Genomic DNA, 20795 nt, shown 5'->3' on the forward strand with positions numbered 1-20795 from the left:
TATTTTATTTTACACGAGTTATTGTTAATCCATCTCTAATTGGCAAAAGTACAGTTTCTACACGTTTGTCTTCATTTATTTTCTTATTGTATTGAATCAAAGCTGTGGTATCAATGTCTTTTTCTTTAGGTGTTTCGGTTACTTTTCCACTCCATAACACATTGTCTGACAAAATCACACCTCCTGGGTTCATTTTTTCAATAACTAAATCATAGTAATTGGCATAATTGCTTTTATCAGCATCAACAAAAACCAAATCAAATTTTTCATTTAGTTTAGGAATTTCATCCAAGGCATTTCCATAAATCTGCTGAATTTTATCAGCATAGCCTGATTTACTGAAATATTTCTGCTGAATTTCTTCCAATTCTTCATTTCGGTCAATACTAATGATTTTTCCGCCTTCGGGTAGTCCTTCTGCCATACAAATAGCCGAATAACCGGTGTATGTTCCGATTTCAAGAATAACTTTCGGGGAAATAAGCTTGGTGAGCATACTCAACACTCGCCCTTGTAAATGACCGCTCAACATCCTTGGCTGAAGCACTTTTTGCCAAGTTTCACGATTTAATTCTTTTAAAACCTTAGGTTCTGCTTGCGAGTGTTCTTCAACGTATTGACTGATTTCTTCAGGTAAAAAATCCATTACGAAAGTATTTTATTAACTAGTTTTTCCTTTTCTTTTTCATCTTCGCCAAATAACCATTGCAAAACGTTATGGTCCCACATATCATCTTGATCTTCTTTGGTAATAATCTTTTCATCTACCGCTAAGTCTAAAATTTTTCCAGGATAAGAAGATTGAGAAACGCTTTCCATTTCGCCCAAAGGATAAGGGTCATCAAGTCCCGTAATAATTTGCTTGGCGCTTTGGTTATCAAGTAATAACTTTAAAGATCGCGTGTCATGAACCAAGGTATCGAAAAAAATATTTTTATGCCCAACCGATTTTCTAGGATGTACTTTACCTTCAAATAAATCTGGTCTTCCATCAAAACCTTGAATACGTCTTCCTAGATTAATTTGCGCTAATTGACCACCATGTGCAAAACAAACTCGCATATTTGGATATTTATTTGGATAACCATTTAAGGTTAAAAAGTGATAAGCATCTGCACATTGAGCTAACATCCAAATCAAGTGAAACCGCCAAGCAGTATTTTCTAATTTGATAAACTTTTCACCATCATAAGGATGAACTTCAACGGCTAAATTATATTTGTTAGCCATTTCAAAAATGGGTTCGTTTTCTTCATCAAAGATACAGCGCCAAGTTCCAATGCTATCCATATAATGGGTTGGTAAGCAAAGAAGTTTCATTCCTAAATCTTCCACGCAACGCTCAATTTCCCAAAGCGCACCTCTTACAAACCCAGGGTGTACAACAAATCCACAGGTAAATTTCTTAGGGTTATCGTGTTGTACTTTGGCATTAAAGTCATTTTGAAAGCGAAGTGCTTTTTTCATTTCTTCAACGCGAAGTCCATTTCCGTAGAGCTGAGATAAATTAAGAACAACGGCATGATCGATGTTGTATTTTTCCATCCATTCAAGTTTCTCGTTTAAGAAAAAACTTGAATCGGTTACTGGTCTTTTCCAGCCCTTCTGAAGCATAAATTTTTTATCTTCATCTACCCAAAAAATCTCCTTTTCTCTCATGAAATCTGGAATTTGATGTGGGTAGGGGAGTAAATGCGAATGACCGTTTATTCTTAATTTTCTTCTCATTTTATTAGTGTTTTTTTGGTTGATTTAATCAATGCTATATTGAATACATACATTTTTTGGTTCGGTGAAAAAACGTAAGGCTTCTAGGCCTCCTTCACGGCCAACACCACTTGATTTAGTACCACCAAATGGGGTTCTTAGGTCTCTGTTTAGCCAGGTGTTAATCCAAACAATTCCTGCTTTTAACTGCTGACTCATACGCATGCTTCTATCAATATTGCTTGTCCATAGACTTGCTGAAAGCCCGTATTTAGTTGCATTGGCTAATTGTATAACTTCATCTTCAGAAGAGAATTTCATTAAACTTACCACCGGTCCAAAAACCTCTTCTTGATTTAAGGTACATTCATTAGAAACGACTTCAATAACAGTAGGTTGGTAGAAGTATCCCTGCGAAAAGCCATTGACTTCAACTTTTTTTCCGCCATAAAGTAAAACTCCACCTTCGTTAATTGCTTTTTTTACATAGGTATCGACTTTCTCAAGGTGTTCTTTAGAAACGAGCGCTCCTAAGTCGGTGTTTTTTTCAAGAGGGTTTCCAACTTTTAACTGTTCTACTTTAGCTATAAAATCGGATTTAAATTTTTCGTAAATGCTTTCTTCCACAAAAATTCTAGAACCACAAAGACAAATTTGCCCTTGGTTAGCAAAAGAAGATTTAAGTGTTACCTGAAGCATTTTCTCGTAATTGCAATCGCTAAAAATGATATTTGGATTTTTTCCGCCTAATTCTAAGGACAACTTTTTAAACATAGGAGCAGCTGTTTTAGCAATGTGTTCGCCTGTTTTTGTCCCTCCAGTAAAAGAAATGGCTTTAATATTAGGATGGCTTACAATGGCGTTGCCACATGCAGCACCTAAACCGTGAACAATGTTTAAGACACCTTTTGGTAAGCCTGCTTTAATACAAATTTTTGCTAGTAAATAAGCAGTGTAAGGCGTAACTTCACTAGGTTTAGCAACAACGCAATTTCCTGAAGCTAGCGCAGGAGCAATTTTCCAAGTGAATAAGTACAGCGGTAAATTCCAAGGGGAGATACAACCCACCACACCAAGAGGCTGGCGGAGTGTGAAATTAACGGTGTGTATAGCGGTATTCTCATGCGATTCGCTTGAAAATTGAGTAATGGCTTTCGCAAAAAAACTAAAATTTGACGAAGCGCGAGGAATATCAACAGCCGATGCAAGACTTAAGGGTTTTCCATTATCTTTTGATTCGGCTAAGGCTAATTCTTCAAGATTTTCAATAATTAAATCGGCTATGCGTTGCAAAATTTTACTTCTAAATTCAACTGAAGAAGTTGACCAAAGGGGAAATGCTTTCTCGGCAGCTTGATATGCGTTTTCAATATCCAGTTCGTTGCTATTTGGTATTTTTCCATAGACTTTTCCTTCTGAAGGATTGTAATTATCTAAATAGGAATTGCTGGTTGGGGCAACTAACTCGCCGTTGATGTAATTTTCAATTTTGATCATTTCACATGCTGTATTTTGTCTGTTTCTGTTATTTTTTTATTTAATTTTATGCAAAGCCTAAAGTTTATCGTAAAGCATTTCAATTCAACATTTAAAATTCATAATTCATAATTTCATATCCAAAATCCCAAGCCCCAAATTTAAGCTTTAACAACCACAGAGACACAAAGGCCGCAAAGAGTTTTTATTTATGATTTAAAATTCGAAATTCATCATTTATCATTCATAATTCTTAATACTTTCTACTTATTACTTAATTCCTAAGACTTATTTCCCAACATAAGCAATTGCTTTTATTTCAATTAACAAATGTGGGTGGGGGAGTTGATGCACAGCTACGGTTGTTCTAGTTGGGCCAGTCTCGTAGTCAAAGAACTCGGCATAGGTTTCATTGTAGCCTTTAAAATCGTTCATATTTACTAAAAACGAGGTAACATCAATTACTTGTGCAAGACTTGCTCCTTCCGATTTTAAAATATCATCAATGTTGTTTAAAACTGCAGCGGTTTGTTTTTTGATGTCTAAATTTGTGGTTCCCATTTCATCTACTTCCACTCCTTCAAAGCTGTTGTCAGGTCTTCTAGAACTTGTTCCAGAAATATAAATAAAATCGCCTACACGTTTTACATGAGGAAATTTTCCCCTTGGTTTTGCTTTGCCTTCAATTACTTTTCCTTTCATATGTGTTGTTATTTTTTAAATTTATTTTTACATCTATGCCTCAACCTTAAAGGGTGGATGATTAACTTCTCATCTCTTAACTTTAATTACTACAAAGAAACAAAGAACGCAATGAAATTCAATTTTAAATTCTTAATTCTCACTAAACTCTCTAATCCTTAGATTTCTTTAATGGAAATCTATAACGAATACCCCAGGATCCAAAGAAAAAAGCATCTGATGCATCAAACTCATACATTGGCATGGCTTCGATTTGAAATGCAAACTCCCTAAAGTTTTTAAACGGGGAAATTTGTAAACCAATTGGAGCTACAAGTCCTGTTAAATCATTCAATACAGCACCAGCTCCTATATAAAACTTGTAATCTTCAGTTTGTTTGAGATTAAAATTGACCACTCCTTCAAAAGTGAAATTTGAAATATCACTTCCTGTGTACATTCTAATTTCTGACCAAATGGTTTCATTAAAATCATAGCCTACACCAATTTTTGAGGCAGGATTTCCATCATAATAAGAAGCACTTAATTGTGCTTGAACGGTGAAGCTTGCTAGTGTTAACAAGCCAATCATTACTATTTTTTTTTTCATGTTTAATGTTTTTAAATTTACTTTTATTACTTAATTCTCTTTTCCACGCATAGACCGCAAAGTTTGATCGCAAATTGTACTCTAATTCAAAGTTCACCAAGAAATTCATAATTCCACTTTCAAACACCCTGTTCTCTAGCTTTAGCTTAAAAACCACAAAGCCACAAAAGACGCAAAGAGTTTCTATTCATGATTTAAAATTCGAAATACTTAATACTTTGTACTTATTACTTAGTTCTTTTTTTCGCACTTTAACCACCGCAGAGACGCAAAATACGCAGAGAAAGTAATTCAAAATTTAAAATTGCTAAAGCGACTTCGTTCTTCCGCCATCTACAGGAACGTTAATTCCGTTGATGTAGGAGGCCATTGGACTAGCTAAAAACGCAATAGCATTAGCAACCTCGTTAGGTTCGGCAATACGTTTCATTGGTGATAAATTAGCCATGTTTTTAAAGACTTTCTCAACACTTAAGTCGCTGTTTTTTTTCACTTTATTTTCTGCAATAGAGGTCAAGCGATCGGTATTTGTTGCGCCAGGCAAAACATTATTTACGGTAATGTTATATTGACCTAATTCGTTAGCCATTGTCTTACTCCAGTTAGCCACAGCTCCGCGAATGGTATTCGAAACGCCCAATCCATCTAAAGGTTGTTTCACCGATGTAGAAATTACATTAATTATTCTTCCGTAGTTTTCTTTTTTCATTCCATTCCAAAGTGCCTGAACTAGAATGTGATTACAAATTAAATGCATTGAAAAAGCGGCGGTAAATTCGCTAGTTTCAGCATTAATAATCGGCCCTCCTTTTGGACCACCTGTATTATTGACCAAAATATGCGCATGATTACTTTCAGCCCAATTTTCAATGGTATTTTTCAGTTCATTAGGATGGGTGAAATCAGCAACTAAGTATTCATGTAAACTAGGGTTTCTCAATTCAGATTGAGTTTTTTTCAATTTTTCTTCGTTTCTAGCTACTAAAACTACTTTTGCATCTAGTTCAGCCATAAGTAAAGCAGTAGCTTTTCCAATTCCTTGGGTACTTCCGCAAATTACAGCTGTTTTTCCTATAAGTGAAATCATATATTTTTATTTTTCAATTAGGTTTTTCATTTTCCAAGCTTCAAAGGTATTCAAAATTAATCCTGCAATAGTCATTGGGCCAACGCCTCCAGGCACGGGAGTGAGGAAACCAGCTTTAGTAGAGACCTCTTGAAAATCACAGTCGCCTACTAATTTCCCTGTTTCTAAACGATTAATTCCAACATCAATAACCACCGCACCTTCTTTAATCATATTGGAAGTTAAAAATCCAGCTTGACCAACGGCAACTATAACAATATCAGCTTTTTGTGTTTCTTCTTTAAGTAATTTTTTTGGGGTATGGATATCGCAAGAAGTTACTGTGGCTCTTCCAATGTCAAAATCGTTTCCTAGCATTATAGAAACAGGTTTTCCAACAATATTTGAACGTCCAACTACCACCACGTGTTTGCCATTGGTAGGTATTTTGTAATGTTGAATTAGCTTTAAAATGCCGTATGCGGTGGCGGGGCGCATTGATTTTTGTCCTAAAGCCATCTTCCCAAAATTTAACGGATGAAACCCGTCAATGTCCTTATAAGCGCTAATTTCATTAATTATAGAATTTGGTTCAATGTGGTTTGGGAGCGGTAATTGTACGATGAATCCATCAAAATGCGATTTATTTAGATACTTGATTTCATTTAACAAATCGTAGGCCGTAATATCTTCTTCAAATCGAATGATTTTATGGTTGATTTGAGCTTTCTCACAAGCTTTAATTTTTCCTCTCACGTAAGACTCACTAGCAGGATTGTTTCCCACTAAAACAATTGCCATACTAGGTCGCGATAAATCGTAGCCTAAATGTTTTTGTGAAATGTATTGATCAATTTCCTCTTTCACTTCTTTTAAAATAAATTCGGAAACTTTTTTACCGTCTAATAGTTTCATTATAATTCTTCTAAGTTAAAAATCAATTCCTTATTCATTGCCATTTGAGTGGCTTTATTAATTCGTTTAAGTTTCACTTCCAAGCTCATTTCTTCTGAAAGCAAGTCTTTTTTTATCATTTCTTGAATTACTAAATCTTGTGCTCTTCCTTGTTGAATTGCTTCAGAATAAGGAATATCTTCTTTAAAAGTTACTAATGAATACTTTGAGTAGTATTCTTCAGGAAATTTTTCTTCTAATTCTAGTTCTAATTTTCGCTTAGCTAAAAACACCTCTTGGGCAGTGTGGGCTTTCATTTCATGGAAATTATCTAAGGCTAAATCGGCTATAGCATCTCCATCTTTTTTACGTTCTTTAGCAAATCTAACAAAGGTTTTTTCTAAGCTGAAATTTTCTTCATTCAAGATTTGATCAAACACAAAAACATCTTCAAAAGAAGCGTTCATACCTTGACCATAAAAAGGAACAATGGCATGAGCAGCATCTCCCATAATCAAGGTTTTCTTAAAACTCCATGGCAAGCATCTAACCGTTCCAAGCGGCGCTGTAGGGTTTTCAAAAAATTCGGTTTTTAAATCGGGCATTAACGCATGCGCATCGGGATAAACTTCTTTGAAGTATTCATCTACAATTTCAGGATTCGTTAAATTATTGAAATTGTATTTTCCTCCTTCATAAGCTAAAAATAGAGTTACGGTAAAGCTCCCATCTAAATTAGGAAGAGCAATGACCATGTTTTCGCCTCTTGGCCAAATGTGTAAAGCACCTTCTTCAGTTGCATAATCTCCGTTAGCTTTAGGCGGAAAACTTAATTCTTTATAGCCATGGGTAAGGAAATTTTGGGAAAAGCTGAAAAGTAAATTCTTGTTTTTCATCAAGTTTTTTCTTACCACCGAACCAGCGCCGTCTGTACCTAAAAGAAAATCTCCTTTCAGCGAAACAACTTCTTGGCTAGAGTTACTTTCAAATTCTGCTGAAGCATTTTCAACATCTACTGCAATACACGTATAATCAAAGTACAAACTTACGTTGGTGTGTTTCTCAACTTCGTTCAATAAAAGCGAATTAAGACCACCTCTGGAAATGGAATTGATGTATTCATCTTTTCTTCCTGAATACTTTGAAAGTTGTGAATTTCCTTGTTGGTCGTGCAACATTCTGCCATGCATAGGAATACATAATTGATTAACTTTTTCTTCTAGACCTACCAATGAAATTCCTTTCATTCCGCGGTCTGAAAAAGCTAAGTTGATAGACCTTCCAGCAGAAATAGAAGCTTTTCGTAGGTCTGGTCTTTTTTCAATTAAGTCAATTTGATAGCCATGTTGCGCTAAGCGAAGAGCTAAAAGCGAGCCACATAATCCGGCACCAACAATTATTATTTTTTCTTTTTTCATTAAATTAATTTTTTAAGTAGTTCAGCAAATGCAAAAACATCTTGGTAAGAGTTATATAGTGGGGCAGGAGCAATGCGAATTACATCCGGCTCGCGCCAATCGGCAATGACGCCTTGCTTAGTAATGGCATCAAATAGGCTTTTATCTGCATTTTTTACTTGAATGGAAAGTTGACAACCTCTTTCTTTTGGATTTTTTGGGGTTAGAATATTGATTTTATCTCCTGCAAAATCAGACAAAAGAAATTCTAAATAGCCTGTAATTTTTTCTGATTTTTCTCTTATGTTTTCAAATCCAGCACGTTCAAAAATAGCTAATGAAGCGCGAATAGCAGCCATAGATAAAATGGGTGGGTTGCTTAATTGCCAACCTTCAGCACCTGGGATGGGATCAAAATCTTTACGCATATTAAAACGCGTATCTTTATTGTGCCCCCACCAACCTACAAAACGTTTTAATTCTTTGTTATTGGCGTGTCGTTCATGAACAAAGCAACCCCCTAGACTTCCAGGACCAGAATTCAAGTATTTGTAAGTGCACCAAACGGCAAAATCAGCACCAACCTCGTGTAAGTTCGGCTGAATATTTCCAGCTCCGTGAGCTAAGTCAAATCCAACTATAATTCCGTTATCATGCCCTAGTTTTGTGATTTCTGACATATTGTAAAACTGACCTGAATAATAATTGGTATTTCCAATCATAAAAAGGGCAATCTCCTCTTTATTTTCTGCTACAATTTCTTTTAAGTCTTCTAATCTACACAAATGCTCACCTTCTCTTGGTTTCCAAAGAATTAGTCCATCGGCTGGATCAATATTGTGGAATTTTAATTGCGATTCAACCGCGTATTTATCAGAAGGAAACGCATCGGCTTCAATAACAATTTTATATTTTTTTGAAGTGGGTCTATAAAAGGAAACCATCATTAGATGAAGGTTGGTAGTTAGCGTATTCATGACTACTACTTCACTGGGTTTTGCTCCTACAATTTTTGCCATCGACTCACTCAAAAATTCGTGATAAGGCATCCACGGGTGTTGTGCTTCGGTATGGCCTTCAACACCTAAATTAGCCCAATCGTCTAATTCTTGTTGAATAAAAGAAGCAGTTTGTTTAGGTTGTAAGCCAAGCGAATTACCACAAAGATAAATGTGTTTATCGCCATTTTTTTGGGTTGGAATATGAAATTCATCGCTAAAGGAAGCAAGCGGATCTTGAAGGTCCATTTCCTTTGCAAAATTTAAGCCTTTTTGATATGCAGTTTTGATCATTGATGTACGTTAATGTGATTAAAATAAATTTCGAAATCGCCCGTATTGTTTGGGCGATTTAAACTGAGCTGAAGTCCATCAAAATTTTGATAGTTTTCCCAAGCATTAACTAGGTCAGGTGTTTCTTTTCCACCGGAATGAAAACTCCACGATTGAATAAGTTGATTTTCATCGGTATAGATTTTGTATAAATCGCCAGGTGTATAACCGCCAGTTTCATTAAACTGGACAATAATTTCTTGCACCTCATCAGCTTTTATTGGGCATTTAGCCTTCTGATTCACTTCAACCTCGTAGTTGTTAGTTTGTAGTAAATGAAAAGGAAAAACAAGCCAATAAGTGTCGTTGATAAATGCCTGATGAATTTCTGGATTAGCAGTTTTAGCATCGGTTGAAGTGGTGATTTCATCATTTTCAATAAAACGAGTAATTTGCTCATTTTCTAAATCCCAAAGCCATTTTCTTTGCATTTCGCTTTCGCCATGGTTAACATTAAACTGAAATTCAATTTGTTTGGTTTTATTCCAGGCCTCTAAACCATGCGCTTGAGCCACTTTAATCAAAGCTGGATGTGCCGAAACACTTGCATTAGATGGAACTTGTTTAACCGATTCAGCAGACGAGTTTTCTTTAGAAGAATCTGATTTACAGCCATAAATACTGAGAAAAATAAAAAAAATAAAGCTCAACTTATACATACTTTAAACTTTTTGTAAATATAGTTGAACTTACAAAGCTATGCAAATATGCACTCCTTTTCCTTGCTTAAAAATATTCTAACTTGTAAAATTGATTAATTTTAGCAACAGTCTAAGTCCTAGGAACTTTCATTTATAGAGGTTGGAGAAATACTTTAATTAACCATTCATATAGGTAAATAACCCCCTAAAATTTAATTGGTATTTATGCCATTTTTACAACAATATAACTTATAATTTCCTATTTTTGAGTTATGGAGTACACAGAAGAAAAGTTAATGTCTCAAAAAAAGCCAAGTTTTTCAATAAATGAACGACTAAAACTTTATTTAGACCGATATAAGAGAACCACAAGAATACCTGTTTTTTATGATGATTTGCTTCGGTTTTCTGGTTCAATTGTAGTCTATGACCATAATGATGAAGACACGCTTTGGGTACGGTGTTACTATCCTGATTACGAACGTGATGATATTGATACTTCGCTTAAAAAAGTATATACCCTTTTGCATTCTGATGGTAGGTCTCAGAATCTTGATTTTTTAAGTGTTGATGCTATTGACTATTGTACTTTTGGTAATTCAAAACCATTCAGAATAAAAATTCGTAACACATTAAATGATAACTTCACTTACTTTTATGTAAAAAAAGCCGATGCTTCTAGAATTTACGGGTTAGATTTTGAACATATCTTATCACCGCACCGAATTAATTTTCTGGTTTATAAAGATACGTTAATTGAAGAACACATCGCTGGAATTCCTGGTGATGTTTTTATTAAAGAACATCTTCCAGATTGTGATCAACAAGCTAGAACGCAAATAGCTAAGCAATTTGTGAAATTTAATGAACGTTGTATGCTACGCCTTTTAGGCGATATGCGTTCTTATAATTATGTGGTTATACCCACGCATGATTTTGACCATGTAGATTATAAAATACGAGCTATTGACTTTGATCAACAAAATTACGAAGGAAAATTAAAAGTATATCGCCCTCAGTTTTTTAAAGAAAACTACCCTATGGTACGTCTAGTTGCCGATTGCTTAGAGGAATCTTCTATAGAACAATACAGAAACGAAGAACGTTCTCAAGTGGCTAAGCGTCTTATTACATCGCAAAAAAGATTTAGTAGTTTAATTAGATGCATGATAAAAGATCGAATTTCAACGGATAAATACGTTAAAATGCTGAGAAATGAATTGGTTGAATATACCAAAGATGTTAAGTTTAAACAATGTAAAACAATGGGGCATATTTTGAAGACTGCTCTAGATTTTGTGAAACGTAACTACTTAGAATATGGCGAAGAAGAATTTTAAAAACACTTCCTATCATCAAAAAAGATATTGGTTTTTTGGAGGAGCAGGAACAGCACTATTGGGTTTTGGATTAAGTGCTTTAGTAGAGAGTGGTTTTTTGAAGCATCAAACTAGCCAAGATTGGCAATGGATTTTAGCAGGAACTTTATCCTTAATTTTAATTATGACAGGAATCAATTTCTTGTTTGAATCTTACTCACACAAACAATTGCTTAAAGATAAAGAAAATGAATGATAATCAACTTATTGAACAATTAAAAAAAATTGTTGAACCTTATGTGCAAAATCAAGAGGCTTTTCAAGAAATTAACACATCAACCAGTTTTATTGAAGATTTGCAAATTAATTCTGCCCATTTGGTTGATGTAATTTTAGATATTGAAGACGAGTTTAATGTTCGGATTGAAAACGAAGAAATGGAACAAATGATAAATGTGGAAAATTCCCTAAAAATTATTCAGTCAAAAATTTGATGTTAGGTACAGATTTACTTTATATTGATGACGCCAAGCGAAAATCTTTCAAAAAAAGAAAAAATCGTTTAATAGAAAAAGTCTTTAGCGCTTCCGAGTTAAATCTTCTAAATCATAGGCTTACTGAAAAAAAATTTTGGTTGTTTTGGTGTTTAAAAGAAACAGGTTACAAGTATTATCAGCAACAAACGGGCGAAAAAGATAAAATCAATCCTTCGGCATTTCAAATAGATGAATTAAATTCAACTGAAGCCAAAGTTTTGCTACCCAATCAAGAATTGATAAAAGTTTATTTCAAGGAAGAGGCTAGTCTTTTATTTTCGTGGTCGGGTCCTAAAAATCTTGTTCATTTCAGTACAGAACAAGTTTCGGAAAGATTCCCTTTTAAGCGAATATCTAAGACTGCTTTTAAACAATTGTTGCTTAAGGTGAAAAAAAACACTGCTAATGTTCCTTATTTTGAATTTTTAAATGAGAAGATTTTCATTAGCATTACTCATGAAAATCATTGGAAAATAATTAGTTTTAAGCAAGATTATTTAAGTGATTTAGGTTTAGGTATAGAGTTTGATAAATATAGGTAACTAATAGAAGTTTTGTACTTTTGAAAAAAAATATAAGCAAATGCGATTTCTAATTTTTGTTTTCTGTTTATTCCTTTGTGGATTTAGTTTTGCACAATTAGATGGCTCAAAAAGGGGCTCTGAAAAGGTAGAGCTTAAGACCGCTAAAGGCAAAGCATTTCCTGAAACTAACTTTGGTATTCCTAATCTTAACAAGAAAGGTTTAGAGAAAAAAGAAGAAGAAGATCCTGAGTTTTTAAAAGAAAAACAATTTACTAACCCTTCAGATTTACACGAAAAGCGACTTAATGAGAAGTTTAAGGAAGATAAGCGTGAACCCAAAATTAGAGAAGAATTTGGTGAAAATATGGATTTAGGCGAATTTAAAACTTCTTCTGGAAAAGTAGTAATTGCTTGCAGAGACCACATGATGTTTGATGGCGACCGCGTTCAAATAAAGTTAAACGGTGAAATTATTGCAGAAAATATACTTTTAGAAAATAAGTTTAAAACCATTTACGTTGATTTAAAGGAAGGCTTTAATAAAGTTGAATTTATTGCATTAAATCAAGGAACTGCTGGTCCTAACACCGCTGAATTGAAAATCTTTGACGAAGATGGTAAAATCATTGTCTCTAATGTGTGGAACTTGCTTACTGGTGTAAATGCTCATGCTATGTTTATTAAAGAGTAATTTAAACACACAAACTTTTGTTGATATTTTTTATATAAGGCTTATTAATTTTTTAAAGTAATAAGTCGGTTGTATTACCTCCTATTGTTTTCATGGGGTAATCTGATATGAGAAGGTAAAACAGAGGTTTTGTTTTCAGGAGATTTTTTTCTGTTTTTTCGTTTTTCCTCTTTTTTCTTTCGTTCTTCTTCTTTAAGTAGAATTTTTTCAAATAATTCTTTAAACGAGTTGAAATCAACTGCGTAAGAAAGTCCAACTCCTTGTGTATAAGCTAATTCTTCGCCTACAAATTGCACATCACTTTCTCTATTAAACACATTAGCTTGTAGGCTACCTGATTCATTTAGTAAGATGTTAACTTCAACATTACCAAAGATAAAGCTTTCTGTAGTTCCTCCTACAGGAACACCAAAACGGCCATTAATTAGTACACGGTCGGTGATTTGTGTTTGAAAGCTCATCCCCACTCGGTCGCCTGTTTGGTTTTGGTCGGGTACTCGTTGAGCTTGAGTATAATCTAGTCCAACCTTTATTTTTCCATCTTCTTCTGCCAATAATCCATCCATAATACTGGATGCGCCTTCAACCAAGTTTCCTGCAATAGCCCCTTGGCCACCTATACCGTCAATATCATAAAAAGTACCTTGAGCAACTAAAGAAAGCGCTTGAATTTCTGTGTTTTCCCTACCTTGAATACGGTAATCTAATTCAGATTTTACAATGGAACTTAAATTAGGGTATTGAATTTCGAAGTTAATATCCGGTTGAATTAATTCACCATTTAAGTTAATAAAAACTTCCACAGGAATATCTCTATTTATACTTGGATTTTCTAGAATCATAGCTGGATTAGCTTGAGTTTTATATATAGCTTGTACATCCATATTAGCTCGAAATGGGTCACCGTTCCAAGTAAGTGTTCCGCCTGGTTGTACATTAAATTTTTTGTTTACAATTCCAGCATATTTAAAATCGTATATTCCTTCTGCCACTTCAAAATCGCCAAACATGGTAAATTTTCCGTTGGTGTTTACTTCAATAAGTAGGTTTCCCGTACCTCTTCCCTTTAAGCTACTTCCACTGCTTTTATCTACGACAATTTCAACCTCTGCATCTTCAGTAAGGTCTAGGTCAAAATTCATTTCAATTCCTTTTACATCATTAATTTGAAAACTTCTTCCTTCTTTTTGAGCTAACTTATCTTCAGCAGTTAAAAAATAAATGTAGTTAGCTTCACTTAAAAATTCGCTATCATCTAAAGGGATTTTGAACACCGTGTTTTCATTGGTACGTGCGTTTACGTTGATATTGAGTTCGTCGGTTGGCCCTGTAATTTCAGAGTTTCCTGTAATAAATGCTGTTCCGTAATACAAAGCTCCTTCTTTGTATTGAGTGTCTAACACTAATAAATTATCACCACTAATGTTTAAATCTAGTTCCCAGTCGTTAAAATAATTACTTTCAATAAAGCCATCTAATCTTCCTGTGGTCTTATACTTAGTATCTTCTAGGTCAATGTCGGTAAAGATGAAATCGTTGTCTATAACATTCACAATTGGCTCATCAAGAAAGTTTAAATCTACATTTAAATAAGGCACATTTAGACCTGCGTTAGTTAGATGAACTTTACCATTAAAAACGGGTTGATTTAGTGCGCCATTAAGTTTTAAATTAGCTTTAGCTAAACCTCTAATATTGTTAATTACATCGCCTCCAATAGGAGAGATAGGAGCCAAAGAAAGGTGATCTGATTTAATAGCGAGGTTGTATTCTTGACTTTCGTTTTTCGTAAAAATTTCTCCTTTAGCAGACAGAATTTCTTTTTGATTGGGGTTTGTTAAATTAACTTCAACGTCAAAATTATCAAATTGGTCTTCGCCATTAGCTAACACACTTAAATCTCCATAAATATAATCATTCAATTCAAAATTTATAATGTTTGTCTTAGCTTCAGTGCTAATTAAGTTATCTTTTTGGTAATAATGAAGATTTCCAGAGAGTAATCCGTTTACTTTTAGTTTTTTGTTTTCAGGAAGGATTTTGTCGAGCTCAACTTCATGGAGGTCAATTTTTAAGTCTTTGTAATTTTCTTTTTTAATAAGTCCATTTAATTGAATAGTAGCTTGTTTATGGCTAAGACTAATAGAATCAAACTTAAAATTTTGCAGTTTTCTATCTAGACTTAATTTGTTATTGTTGTTTTTTTCTTTATTAATTTCCCACTTGTTTTGCTCGTAAGTTATTTCAGAAGGATTAAAACCTACAATAACTTCCTCTTCATTGGTAGAGGTTTGATAAAGATTGATGTCAAATAAATCTTGATTTTGTTTACCTCCTTTAAATTGTGAACGGATAAAAAGGGTATCATTTTGTGTTTGATTGATTAGGCTAAAATCTTGAATTTTATACAAAGAAGTTTTTAATTCATCTATGCTTACAATGGTATTAACTAGTGGGTCTTGATTGTTTATTTGAAGATTGATTCCTTTTAATAAATTTCCATAGGCTTCAATTTCAGGCGAATTAAAGTTGATTCTAAAATAATTTTCATTAGCAACAATACTTCCGTCAATATTAGTACCGGCATCAAACCTAACTTCGGGAAATAGGGCTTCTACAATTTTATCGTAAATAGCTAATTCAAAGTCAACGTAAGCAAATTCTCTTTCTACCTGCTTTTGTTTAAAGTATAAATTTTCAATAGCTTCTCTAACCATACTTGGCAATTCGGTAAGTTGATAAATTCCATTAATTTCTCCTTGAATTATTTCTGGTGCATTAAGTCTAATTTTTCTTACATCACCTTCAAAATTTGAGTCAATATAAAGGTCTTGAAAATCAAAATCACCTTGCGAATTGCTATACTTAAAATTATTAAACTTTAAGTTTCCAGTGGCGTTATTTATGCTATTTCCTTCAATATCCATTACTAAGTTTCCACTTAATTGGGCTATACTATCTTGCTTAAATAAGTTGGTTTTTACTAAATCGGCATAAGCAATTTGTGCTTCAAAATCATAGGTATTTCCTCTTTCACTAAGATCGGCTAGTCCTTTAAAATTAAATTTTAAATTTTCATCTTTTGATTTAATTTCTCCGTTAAAAATAGGGTCTTTTAAACTTCCTTTTACTTCAATATTTTCATAGGTATAGTTGCGATAAGTAAAGTTGTATAATTCGCCTTCTAAAAACGTGTTTAAATTATCTATTTGAAAACTTCTTCCATCAATCATTAAATCAAAAGAAGTTAAACCAAGTTGCTCATTAAGTAGAATTCGATTTAACTGAATGTCTTCAAAAATTAATTCACCTTTGTAAGTTACATTTTTTGGTTGATTAAGTTTTTTAAAGTTAAGTTTTAGGTAAGCCTTTCCTACGTCTGAAGAAACCTTTAAATCGGTAGTTAAATCGGCTTGGTCAACTTTGGCATAACCTTGAAAATTCATTGTTCCAAAACGATTAAGCTCGTCAGGTATGTAGTCGCCAATTAACCTAGGCAACAAGTTGGCTAAATCTATAAAATCGGTGGTAAATTTTTCAAAATCACCATCTAAGATAAAATTTTTATCACGGTCTAACAGGTTTTGAACATTTAGTTGATTAGTGCTTACCTTAGTTTTTGTTAGTCCTTTAAGTTGTAAATCATAGAGTTCAAAATCATTCAGGCTTCCTTCAAGCTTGGTTTTTAGTTCAATTTTTTGACCGTAGCCAAACTCATTATAGATTTTACTTAAGTCCATTGTCGAAATCTCCGAATTTTGAATAGTTGCTTTAAATTTAACTTGATTTGTAAAATCAGATAAATCATTTTTAGCATAATTCATTTGGATATCAGCATTTAGTTTAGATACATCGGTTTGCAAATAGGTCTTATTCAAATCCATTTGCGTGGGTGTATAATGGAAATTAGTTTTTAGATTTTCTAGAACAAAGCCATCTGCTGTGACCCCTGTTAAGTTTAAAACTTGAAGGGAAACATCACTTCCTAACACATTTAAATCCTTTAGATTAAAGTTAAGCTGATTCACTTCAACTAAATCTACTTGCTCTTTTCTGAAGTCTTTAACTACTAAGCGACTATCGGTGGCCAGGAGATAATCTAGGCCAAGTTTGAAAACTTTCTTTTTTTTGAGTGAATCCTTTTTCTTTATTCCAATTTGTCTAATAAATTGGTCTAAATTATTTAAATTTTCACCTTTATAATGGGTTAATTTAAAAGTTAAATTTTGAAACCGACCACCACTTAAATTAAAATCGTTTTCAAAAATACTTTTAACATTAAGCAGCGAGGTTTGAAATTGCTCAAAATTAATAAGAGTATCCTGCTGGTGATCTTCTACATATACATTTTTTAGCTGAAGCTTGCCATCTAAGCCTAATTTTAATTTTTCAATTTGTATTTGTGTGCCGTAATCTCGATTAACTTTTAATGTAAGTTCTTGTGCAACAAATGTTTGAACGGCAGGTATGGTAAAAACAATAAACAATAAGAACACCAAGAGGAATAATCCTGCAATAATTCTTAATAAAATATCGACAATTTTTTTTAGCATACTTAATCTAGTTAAGCAAAAATACAGTTTTCACCTGAATAACTTCAATGAATTTTGTAATTGCTTGGTATTGATTTCAAGTTTATACCAAATTTTCTATAATTTTCCTCAGCTTATTAATCTCCCTGTATTTCTTTTGTATATTTGAATTTAGTCTAAGTTGCTTTAATTACACAATCGTTGAATTATTTGGAGGTGATGAAGCATTTAAATCTTTAAAGAAAAAACCTATGTTTAAAAAGCTTCTTTTTTTATTATTAACTTTATTTATTGGACTTCAATCTTGGGCAAATTTTATATTAATTCCTATGGATTATGATACCCAAAAAGATCATCTTAAAGCATACGGAATTACCTATTGGAGTTTAGAACGCGATACAAAAGTACAATGGCTTTTAAATTATAGAGGGGGCAGTTTTTTGATTCCAGCTTCAGAAAAACTAGAACGCGAATGCAAAATTAGAGGTGTTTCTTTTGAAAAAATTTCTACTAATGAAGCTACTTCTATACTAGAAAGCATTCAGAGTCCGTCTCAAAACCAAGAAGCGGTTGTGCTTGAAAAGGCACCTAAAATTGCAGTATATACACCGCAGGGAAATGAACCCTGGGATGATGCAGTAACTTTAGTGCTTACTTATGCTGAAATTCCTTATGAAACAATATACGACGAAGAAGTGTTGAACAATGAGCTTACTTTATACGATTGGGTTCACCTTCATCATGAAGATTTTACAGGACAATACGGTAAGTTTTACAGGGCTTATCGATCGGCCAAATGGTATATTGAAGAAAAAAAGAAAGCAGAAGATCGTGCTAGAAACTTAGGTTACGATAAAGTTTCTGAAGCTAAATTAGCCGTAGCTATAAAAGTAAGAGATTATGTAATTGGCGGAGGTTTTATGTTTGCCATGTGTAGTGCAACCGATTCATTTGATATTGCTTTAGCAGCTAAGGATGTTGATATTTGTGAACCTATGTTTGATGGTGACCAAACTACTCCTGGCTATTTAAATAAATTAGATTTTACTCAAAATATGGCTTTTAAAGATTTCACTTTAGAAAAAGACCCCATGGTTTATGAGTATTCTTCTATTGATATGACCAACAACAGGAAAGTTCCAAAAGATAAGGATTACTTTACGCTGAAGGAGTTTTCTGCTAAATGGGATCCTATTCCTAGTATGTTGAATCAAAACCATACCGCCATAGTTAAAGGTTTTATGGGGCAAACTACAGCTTTTAATCCTAGTCAAATTAAATCGAATGTACTTATTTTAGGCAAAACAAAAATTAATGGAGAAGCAAAATACATCCATGGAATAAAAGGCAAAGGTTTTTTTACATTTTACGGCGGTCATGATCCTGAAGATTACCAACACCGCGTAGGAGACCCACCAACCGAATTAGAATTACATCCCAACTCTCCAGGTTATCGATTAATATTGAATAATATTTTGTTCCCTGCAGCCGAAAAAGAAAAGCAAAAAACCTAAGCAGAATAGATTACCTATTTTTTTATGTTTTTTACAAGGCATAATTGATTTGATGTAGTATTTTTGCAGAAATTTATAAAGGATGTATAAGCAAGTAATTAGACCTATTTTATTCAAATTTGACCCTGAATTTGTTCATCATTTTACCTTCTCCTTTTTGAAATTTGCTTGTAAAATACCCTTTGTAAAATCTTACTTAAGAAAAAAGTATAAAGCAGACGACAATCGTTTATTTCAACAAGTATTTGGACTTCAATTTAAAAACCCTGTAGGTTTGGCTGCTGGTTTTGATAAAGATGCTAAACTTTATAAAGAATTAGATCATTTAGGTTTTGGATTTATTGAAATTGGAACCGTTACTCCTGTAGCCCAAGACGGAAACCCTAAAAAGCGTTTGTTTAGATTAAAAAAAGATCAAGCCATAATTAATAGAATGGGCTTTAATAATGAGGGAGTAAAAGCTACGGTAAATCGACTTAAATCTAATCCTGGTGTTTTAATTGGTGGTAATATTGGAAAAAATAAAAATACACCTAATGAGAACGCTGAAAATGACTATGAGATTTGCTTTAACGAATTACATCCTTATGTAGATTATTTTGTAGTTAATGTGAGTTCACCAAATACTCCAAACTTAAGAGCATTACAAGACAAAAAGCCACTAACTAAGTTGCTTTTGCATCTTAAAAAATTAAACAACACTAAGGCTATTCAGCGTCCTATACTTTTAAAAATAGCCCCAGATTTAACCGAAGAACAATTATTGGATATTATAGAAATTGTAGAAACTACAAAAACAGATGGTTTGATTGCCACCAACACAAGCATTTCTCGCAATGGTCTTCAGTCAGAAAGTAAAAGAGAAACAGGAGGTTTAAGCGGAAAACCTTTATTTAATAAATCAACCGAAGTAATTCGTTTTATAAAAGCTAATTCTAGTACTTTTATCCCAATAATTGGGGTAGGCGGGATTCACTCTGCGCAAGATGCTATAGATAAGCTAGAAGCAGGCGCATCTTTAGTTCAGCTTTATACGGGGTTTGTCTATGAAGGGCCAAACTTAATCCAAGAAATTAATCAAGCCATTAGAACTAAACTTCAGTAGAATTGAAATTTAGTCTAAACCTATAAAGTACAATTGAACCTATCTAGTTAGTATTCTTCATACTTTTTATTTTTGATGATTTCTGAAGTTTCATCATTTTCATCTTCAAGTGGTAGAATAGGTATCTGAATAAACCGATCATCCCAACCCATCAACAAATTAAAACTGCCGTTGTTGGTTCTTATACTTATACTAAACTGTTCAACAGTCACTGCTGTAAGCATTGATTTTACTTTTGTTCTAAGCACATCTTGATCAGAAGAATAATTGGTTAGCCCCCAGGATTGTTTAACTTCATTAATAATAATGGTCCATTCTTTTTCATGAGGAATAGTAAATAAAGTATAAGTTCCTTTTTCAACTTTTTCACCATTAAATAAAACATCCTTATAAAATCTAATTTCAGTAGCTTCGTTCGCACCTGTTCTCCAGATAGTATCTAATGCAACCAACTTGCCGAAAATTTTTCTGTTTCGTTTGTAAGGCCTACTATAGATTATTCGCATTAAACTTGAATTATCTTTAGCTCTTGCCATTACTGCATCCATAGGGCTTTTGTCAAGATCACTAAAATCTTGACTAGTACCTATTGAAGCTACAAAAAGAAAAATGATGAGAAGTAAAAATCGATAATTCATACGAGCTTCTTTTTTTAAATGTATTTTATTAATAAACGATATTTAAAATGGAAAGTTGCAAATGACGTAAAACTTTTTGAATTTCAATGATTATTGAGTAGCCAAAAATGCAATTCATTAATGTTAATAACTT

At 33.3% G+C, this 20795-nt stretch carries 19 protein-coding genes; 7 read left to right on the plus strand and 12 right to left on the minus strand.

Features of this window, described 5'->3' with window-relative positions:
* Window positions 1-4 precede the first annotated feature (4 nt).
* The 10 genes from G7034_RS04670 to G7034_RS04715 form a co-directional block, all read right to left on the minus strand.
* A complete protein-coding gene (locus tag G7034_RS04670; protein WP_166399805.1) occupies window positions 5-646 on the minus strand; it encodes an O-methyltransferase in 642 nt (213 codons plus the stop codon).
* Window positions 646-1728, minus strand: a complete 1083-nt coding sequence (locus tag G7034_RS04675; RefSeq protein ID WP_166399806.1) for an amidohydrolase family protein — start codon at window positions 1726-1728, stop codon at window positions 646-648. The genes G7034_RS04670 and G7034_RS04675 overlap by 1 nt, the downstream gene beginning before the upstream one ends.
* Window positions 1729-1752: 24 nt before the next feature.
* Window positions 1753-3201 carry an aldehyde dehydrogenase gene (locus G7034_RS04680; RefSeq protein WP_166399949.1) on the minus strand — a complete coding sequence of 483 codons (1449 nt, stop codon included), beginning with the start codon at window positions 3199-3201 and terminating at the stop codon, window positions 1753-1755.
* Between the two features lie 270 nt (window positions 3202-3471).
* Window positions 3472-3885, minus strand: coding sequence for a RidA family protein (locus G7034_RS04685; protein WP_166399807.1), 414 nt, complete (start codon window positions 3883-3885; stop codon window positions 3472-3474).
* Between the two features lie 151 nt (window positions 3886-4036).
* Entirely contained in the window at window positions 4037-4474 is a 438-nt protein-coding gene (locus tag G7034_RS04690; RefSeq protein WP_166399808.1) for a hypothetical protein, read from the minus strand.
* 307 nt (window positions 4475-4781) lie between these two features.
* Window positions 4782-5561, minus strand: coding sequence for an SDR family oxidoreductase (locus G7034_RS04695; RefSeq protein ID WP_166399809.1), 780 nt, complete (start codon window positions 5559-5561; stop codon window positions 4782-4784).
* A gap of 6 nt (window positions 5562-5567) precedes the next feature.
* The gene (locus tag G7034_RS04700) at window positions 5568-6455 is read right to left on the minus strand and encodes a bifunctional 5,10-methylenetetrahydrofolate dehydrogenase/5,10-methenyltetrahydrofolate cyclohydrolase (protein WP_166399810.1); all 888 of its coding nucleotides are present in this window, start codon (window positions 6453-6455) and stop codon (window positions 5568-5570) included.
* Window positions 6455-7852, minus strand: a complete 1398-nt coding sequence (locus tag G7034_RS04705) for an FAD-dependent oxidoreductase (RefSeq protein ID WP_166399811.1) — start codon at window positions 7850-7852, stop codon at window positions 6455-6457. Before G7034_RS04705 ends, G7034_RS04700 begins: the two co-directional genes overlap by 1 nt.
* Window positions 7852-9078, minus strand: a complete 1227-nt coding sequence (kynU, locus tag G7034_RS04710; RefSeq protein WP_246166748.1) for a kynureninase — start codon at window positions 9076-9078, stop codon at window positions 7852-7854. Before kynU ends, G7034_RS04705 begins: the two co-directional genes overlap by 1 nt.
* 41 nt (window positions 9079-9119) lie before the next feature.
* Window positions 9120-9821, minus strand: a complete 702-nt coding sequence (locus G7034_RS04715) for a hypothetical protein (RefSeq protein WP_166399813.1) — start codon at window positions 9819-9821, stop codon at window positions 9120-9122.
* Between the two features lie 254 nt (window positions 9822-10075).
* Between G7034_RS04715 and G7034_RS04720 the strand changes: the two genes are divergently transcribed.
* The 5 genes from G7034_RS04720 to G7034_RS04740 are packed head-to-tail and all read left to right on the plus strand — an operon-like array spanning window position 10076 to window position 12873.
* Complete coding sequence (locus tag G7034_RS04720; protein WP_166399814.1) at window positions 10076-11143, plus strand: hypothetical protein; 1068 nt, start codon at window positions 10076-10078, stop codon at window positions 11141-11143.
* Entirely contained in the window at window positions 11124-11378 is a 255-nt protein-coding gene (locus G7034_RS04725) for a hypothetical protein (RefSeq protein WP_166399815.1), read from the plus strand. Before G7034_RS04720 ends, G7034_RS04725 begins: the two co-directional genes overlap by 20 nt.
* Window positions 11371-11616: an acyl carrier protein gene (locus tag G7034_RS04730; RefSeq protein WP_166399816.1), complete on the plus strand. Its 246-nt coding sequence runs from the start codon at window positions 11371-11373 to the stop codon at window positions 11614-11616. Before G7034_RS04725 ends, G7034_RS04730 begins: the two co-directional genes overlap by 8 nt.
* Window positions 11616-12200: a 4'-phosphopantetheinyl transferase family protein gene (locus tag G7034_RS04735; RefSeq protein ID WP_166399817.1), complete on the plus strand. Its 585-nt coding sequence runs from the start codon at window positions 11616-11618 to the stop codon at window positions 12198-12200. Before G7034_RS04730 ends, G7034_RS04735 begins: the two co-directional genes overlap by 1 nt.
* Window positions 12201-12240: 40 nt before the next feature.
* Entirely contained in the window at window positions 12241-12873 is a 633-nt protein-coding gene (locus G7034_RS04740; RefSeq protein ID WP_166399818.1) for a hypothetical protein, read from the plus strand.
* A gap of 74 nt (window positions 12874-12947) precedes the next feature.
* On the opposite strand, the gene G7034_RS04745 is transcribed toward G7034_RS04740, so the two are convergent.
* Window positions 12948-17426, minus strand: coding sequence for a translocation/assembly module TamB domain-containing protein (locus G7034_RS04745; protein ID WP_166399819.1), 4479 nt, complete (start codon window positions 17424-17426; stop codon window positions 12948-12950).
* Between the two features lie 230 nt (window positions 17427-17656).
* Here G7034_RS04745 and G7034_RS04750 point away from each other — a divergent pair, with 230 nt between their 5' ends.
* Both G7034_RS04750 and G7034_RS04755 read left to right on the plus strand, forming a co-directional pair.
* Complete coding sequence (locus G7034_RS04750; RefSeq protein ID WP_166399820.1) at window positions 17657-18919, plus strand: asparagine synthetase B; 1263 nt, start codon at window positions 17657-17659, stop codon at window positions 18917-18919.
* Window positions 18920-19001: 82 nt separating this feature from the next.
* Window positions 19002-20024, plus strand: coding sequence for a quinone-dependent dihydroorotate dehydrogenase (locus tag G7034_RS04755; protein ID WP_166399821.1), 1023 nt, complete (start codon window positions 19002-19004; stop codon window positions 20022-20024).
* 47 nt (window positions 20025-20071) lie between these two features.
* Here G7034_RS04755 and G7034_RS04760 read toward each other — a convergent pair whose 3' ends face one another.
* Window positions 20072-20662 carry a DUF2911 domain-containing protein gene (locus tag G7034_RS04760; RefSeq protein WP_166399822.1) on the minus strand — a complete coding sequence of 197 codons (591 nt, stop codon included), beginning with the start codon at window positions 20660-20662 and terminating at the stop codon, window positions 20072-20074.
* Window positions 20663-20795: the final 133 nt, after the last annotated feature.

Origin of the sequence: Psychroflexus maritimus (assembly GCF_011089875.1) — a bacterium.
Lineage (GTDB): Bacteria > Bacteroidota > Bacteroidia > Flavobacteriales > Flavobacteriaceae > Psychroflexus > Psychroflexus maritimus.

Excerpts from the sequence above, each read along its gene's own strand:
- G7034_RS04670 (WP_166399805.1), bottom strand. The coding sequence starts at position 646 with ATGGATTTTTTACCTGAAGAAATCAGTCAATACGTTGAAGAACACTCG.
- G7034_RS04675 (WP_166399806.1), bottom strand. The coding sequence starts at position 1,728 with ATGAGAAGAAAATTAAGAATAAACGGTCATTCGCATTTACTCCCCTAC.
- G7034_RS04685 (WP_166399807.1), bottom strand. The coding sequence starts at position 3,885 with ATGAAAGGAAAAGTAATTGAAGGCAAAGCAAAACCAAGGGGAAAATTT.
- G7034_RS04690 (WP_166399808.1), bottom strand. The coding sequence starts at position 4,474 with ATGAAAAAAAAAATAGTAATGATTGGCTTGTTAACACTAGCAAGCTTC.
- G7034_RS04695 (WP_166399809.1), bottom strand. The coding sequence starts at position 5,561 with ATGATTTCACTTATAGGAAAAACAGCTGTAATTTGCGGAAGTACCCAA.
- G7034_RS04700 (WP_166399810.1), bottom strand. The coding sequence starts at position 6,455 with ATGAAACTATTAGACGGTAAAAAAGTTTCCGAATTTATTTTAAAAGAA.
- G7034_RS04705 (WP_166399811.1), bottom strand. The coding sequence starts at position 7,852 with ATGAAAAAAGAAAAAATAATAATTGTTGGTGCCGGATTATGTGGCTCG.
- kynU (WP_246166748.1), bottom strand. The coding sequence starts at position 9,078 with ATGGACCTTCAAGATCCGCTTGCTTCCTTTAGCGATGAATTTCATATT.
- G7034_RS04715 (WP_166399813.1), bottom strand. The coding sequence starts at position 9,821 with ATGTATAAGTTGAGCTTTATTTTTTTTATTTTTCTCAGTATTTATGGC.
- G7034_RS04720 (WP_166399814.1), top strand. The coding sequence starts at position 10,076 with ATGGAGTACACAGAAGAAAAGTTAATGTCTCAAAAAAAGCCAAGTTTT.
- G7034_RS04725 (WP_166399815.1), top strand. The coding sequence starts at position 11,124 with ATGGCGAAGAAGAATTTTAAAAACACTTCCTATCATCAAAAAAGATAT.
- G7034_RS04730 (WP_166399816.1), top strand. The coding sequence starts at position 11,371 with ATGAATGATAATCAACTTATTGAACAATTAAAAAAAATTGTTGAACCT.
- G7034_RS04735 (WP_166399817.1), top strand. The coding sequence starts at position 11,616 with ATGTTAGGTACAGATTTACTTTATATTGATGACGCCAAGCGAAAATCT.
- G7034_RS04740 (WP_166399818.1), top strand. The coding sequence starts at position 12,241 with ATGCGATTTCTAATTTTTGTTTTCTGTTTATTCCTTTGTGGATTTAGT.
- G7034_RS04745 (WP_166399819.1), bottom strand. The coding sequence starts at position 17,426 with ATGCTAAAAAAAATTGTCGATATTTTATTAAGAATTATTGCAGGATTA.
- G7034_RS04750 (WP_166399820.1), top strand. The coding sequence starts at position 17,657 with ATGTTTAAAAAGCTTCTTTTTTTATTATTAACTTTATTTATTGGACTT.
- G7034_RS04755 (WP_166399821.1), top strand. The coding sequence starts at position 19,002 with ATGTATAAGCAAGTAATTAGACCTATTTTATTCAAATTTGACCCTGAA.
- G7034_RS04760 (WP_166399822.1), bottom strand. The coding sequence starts at position 20,662 with ATGAATTATCGATTTTTACTTCTCATCATTTTTCTTTTTGTAGCTTCA.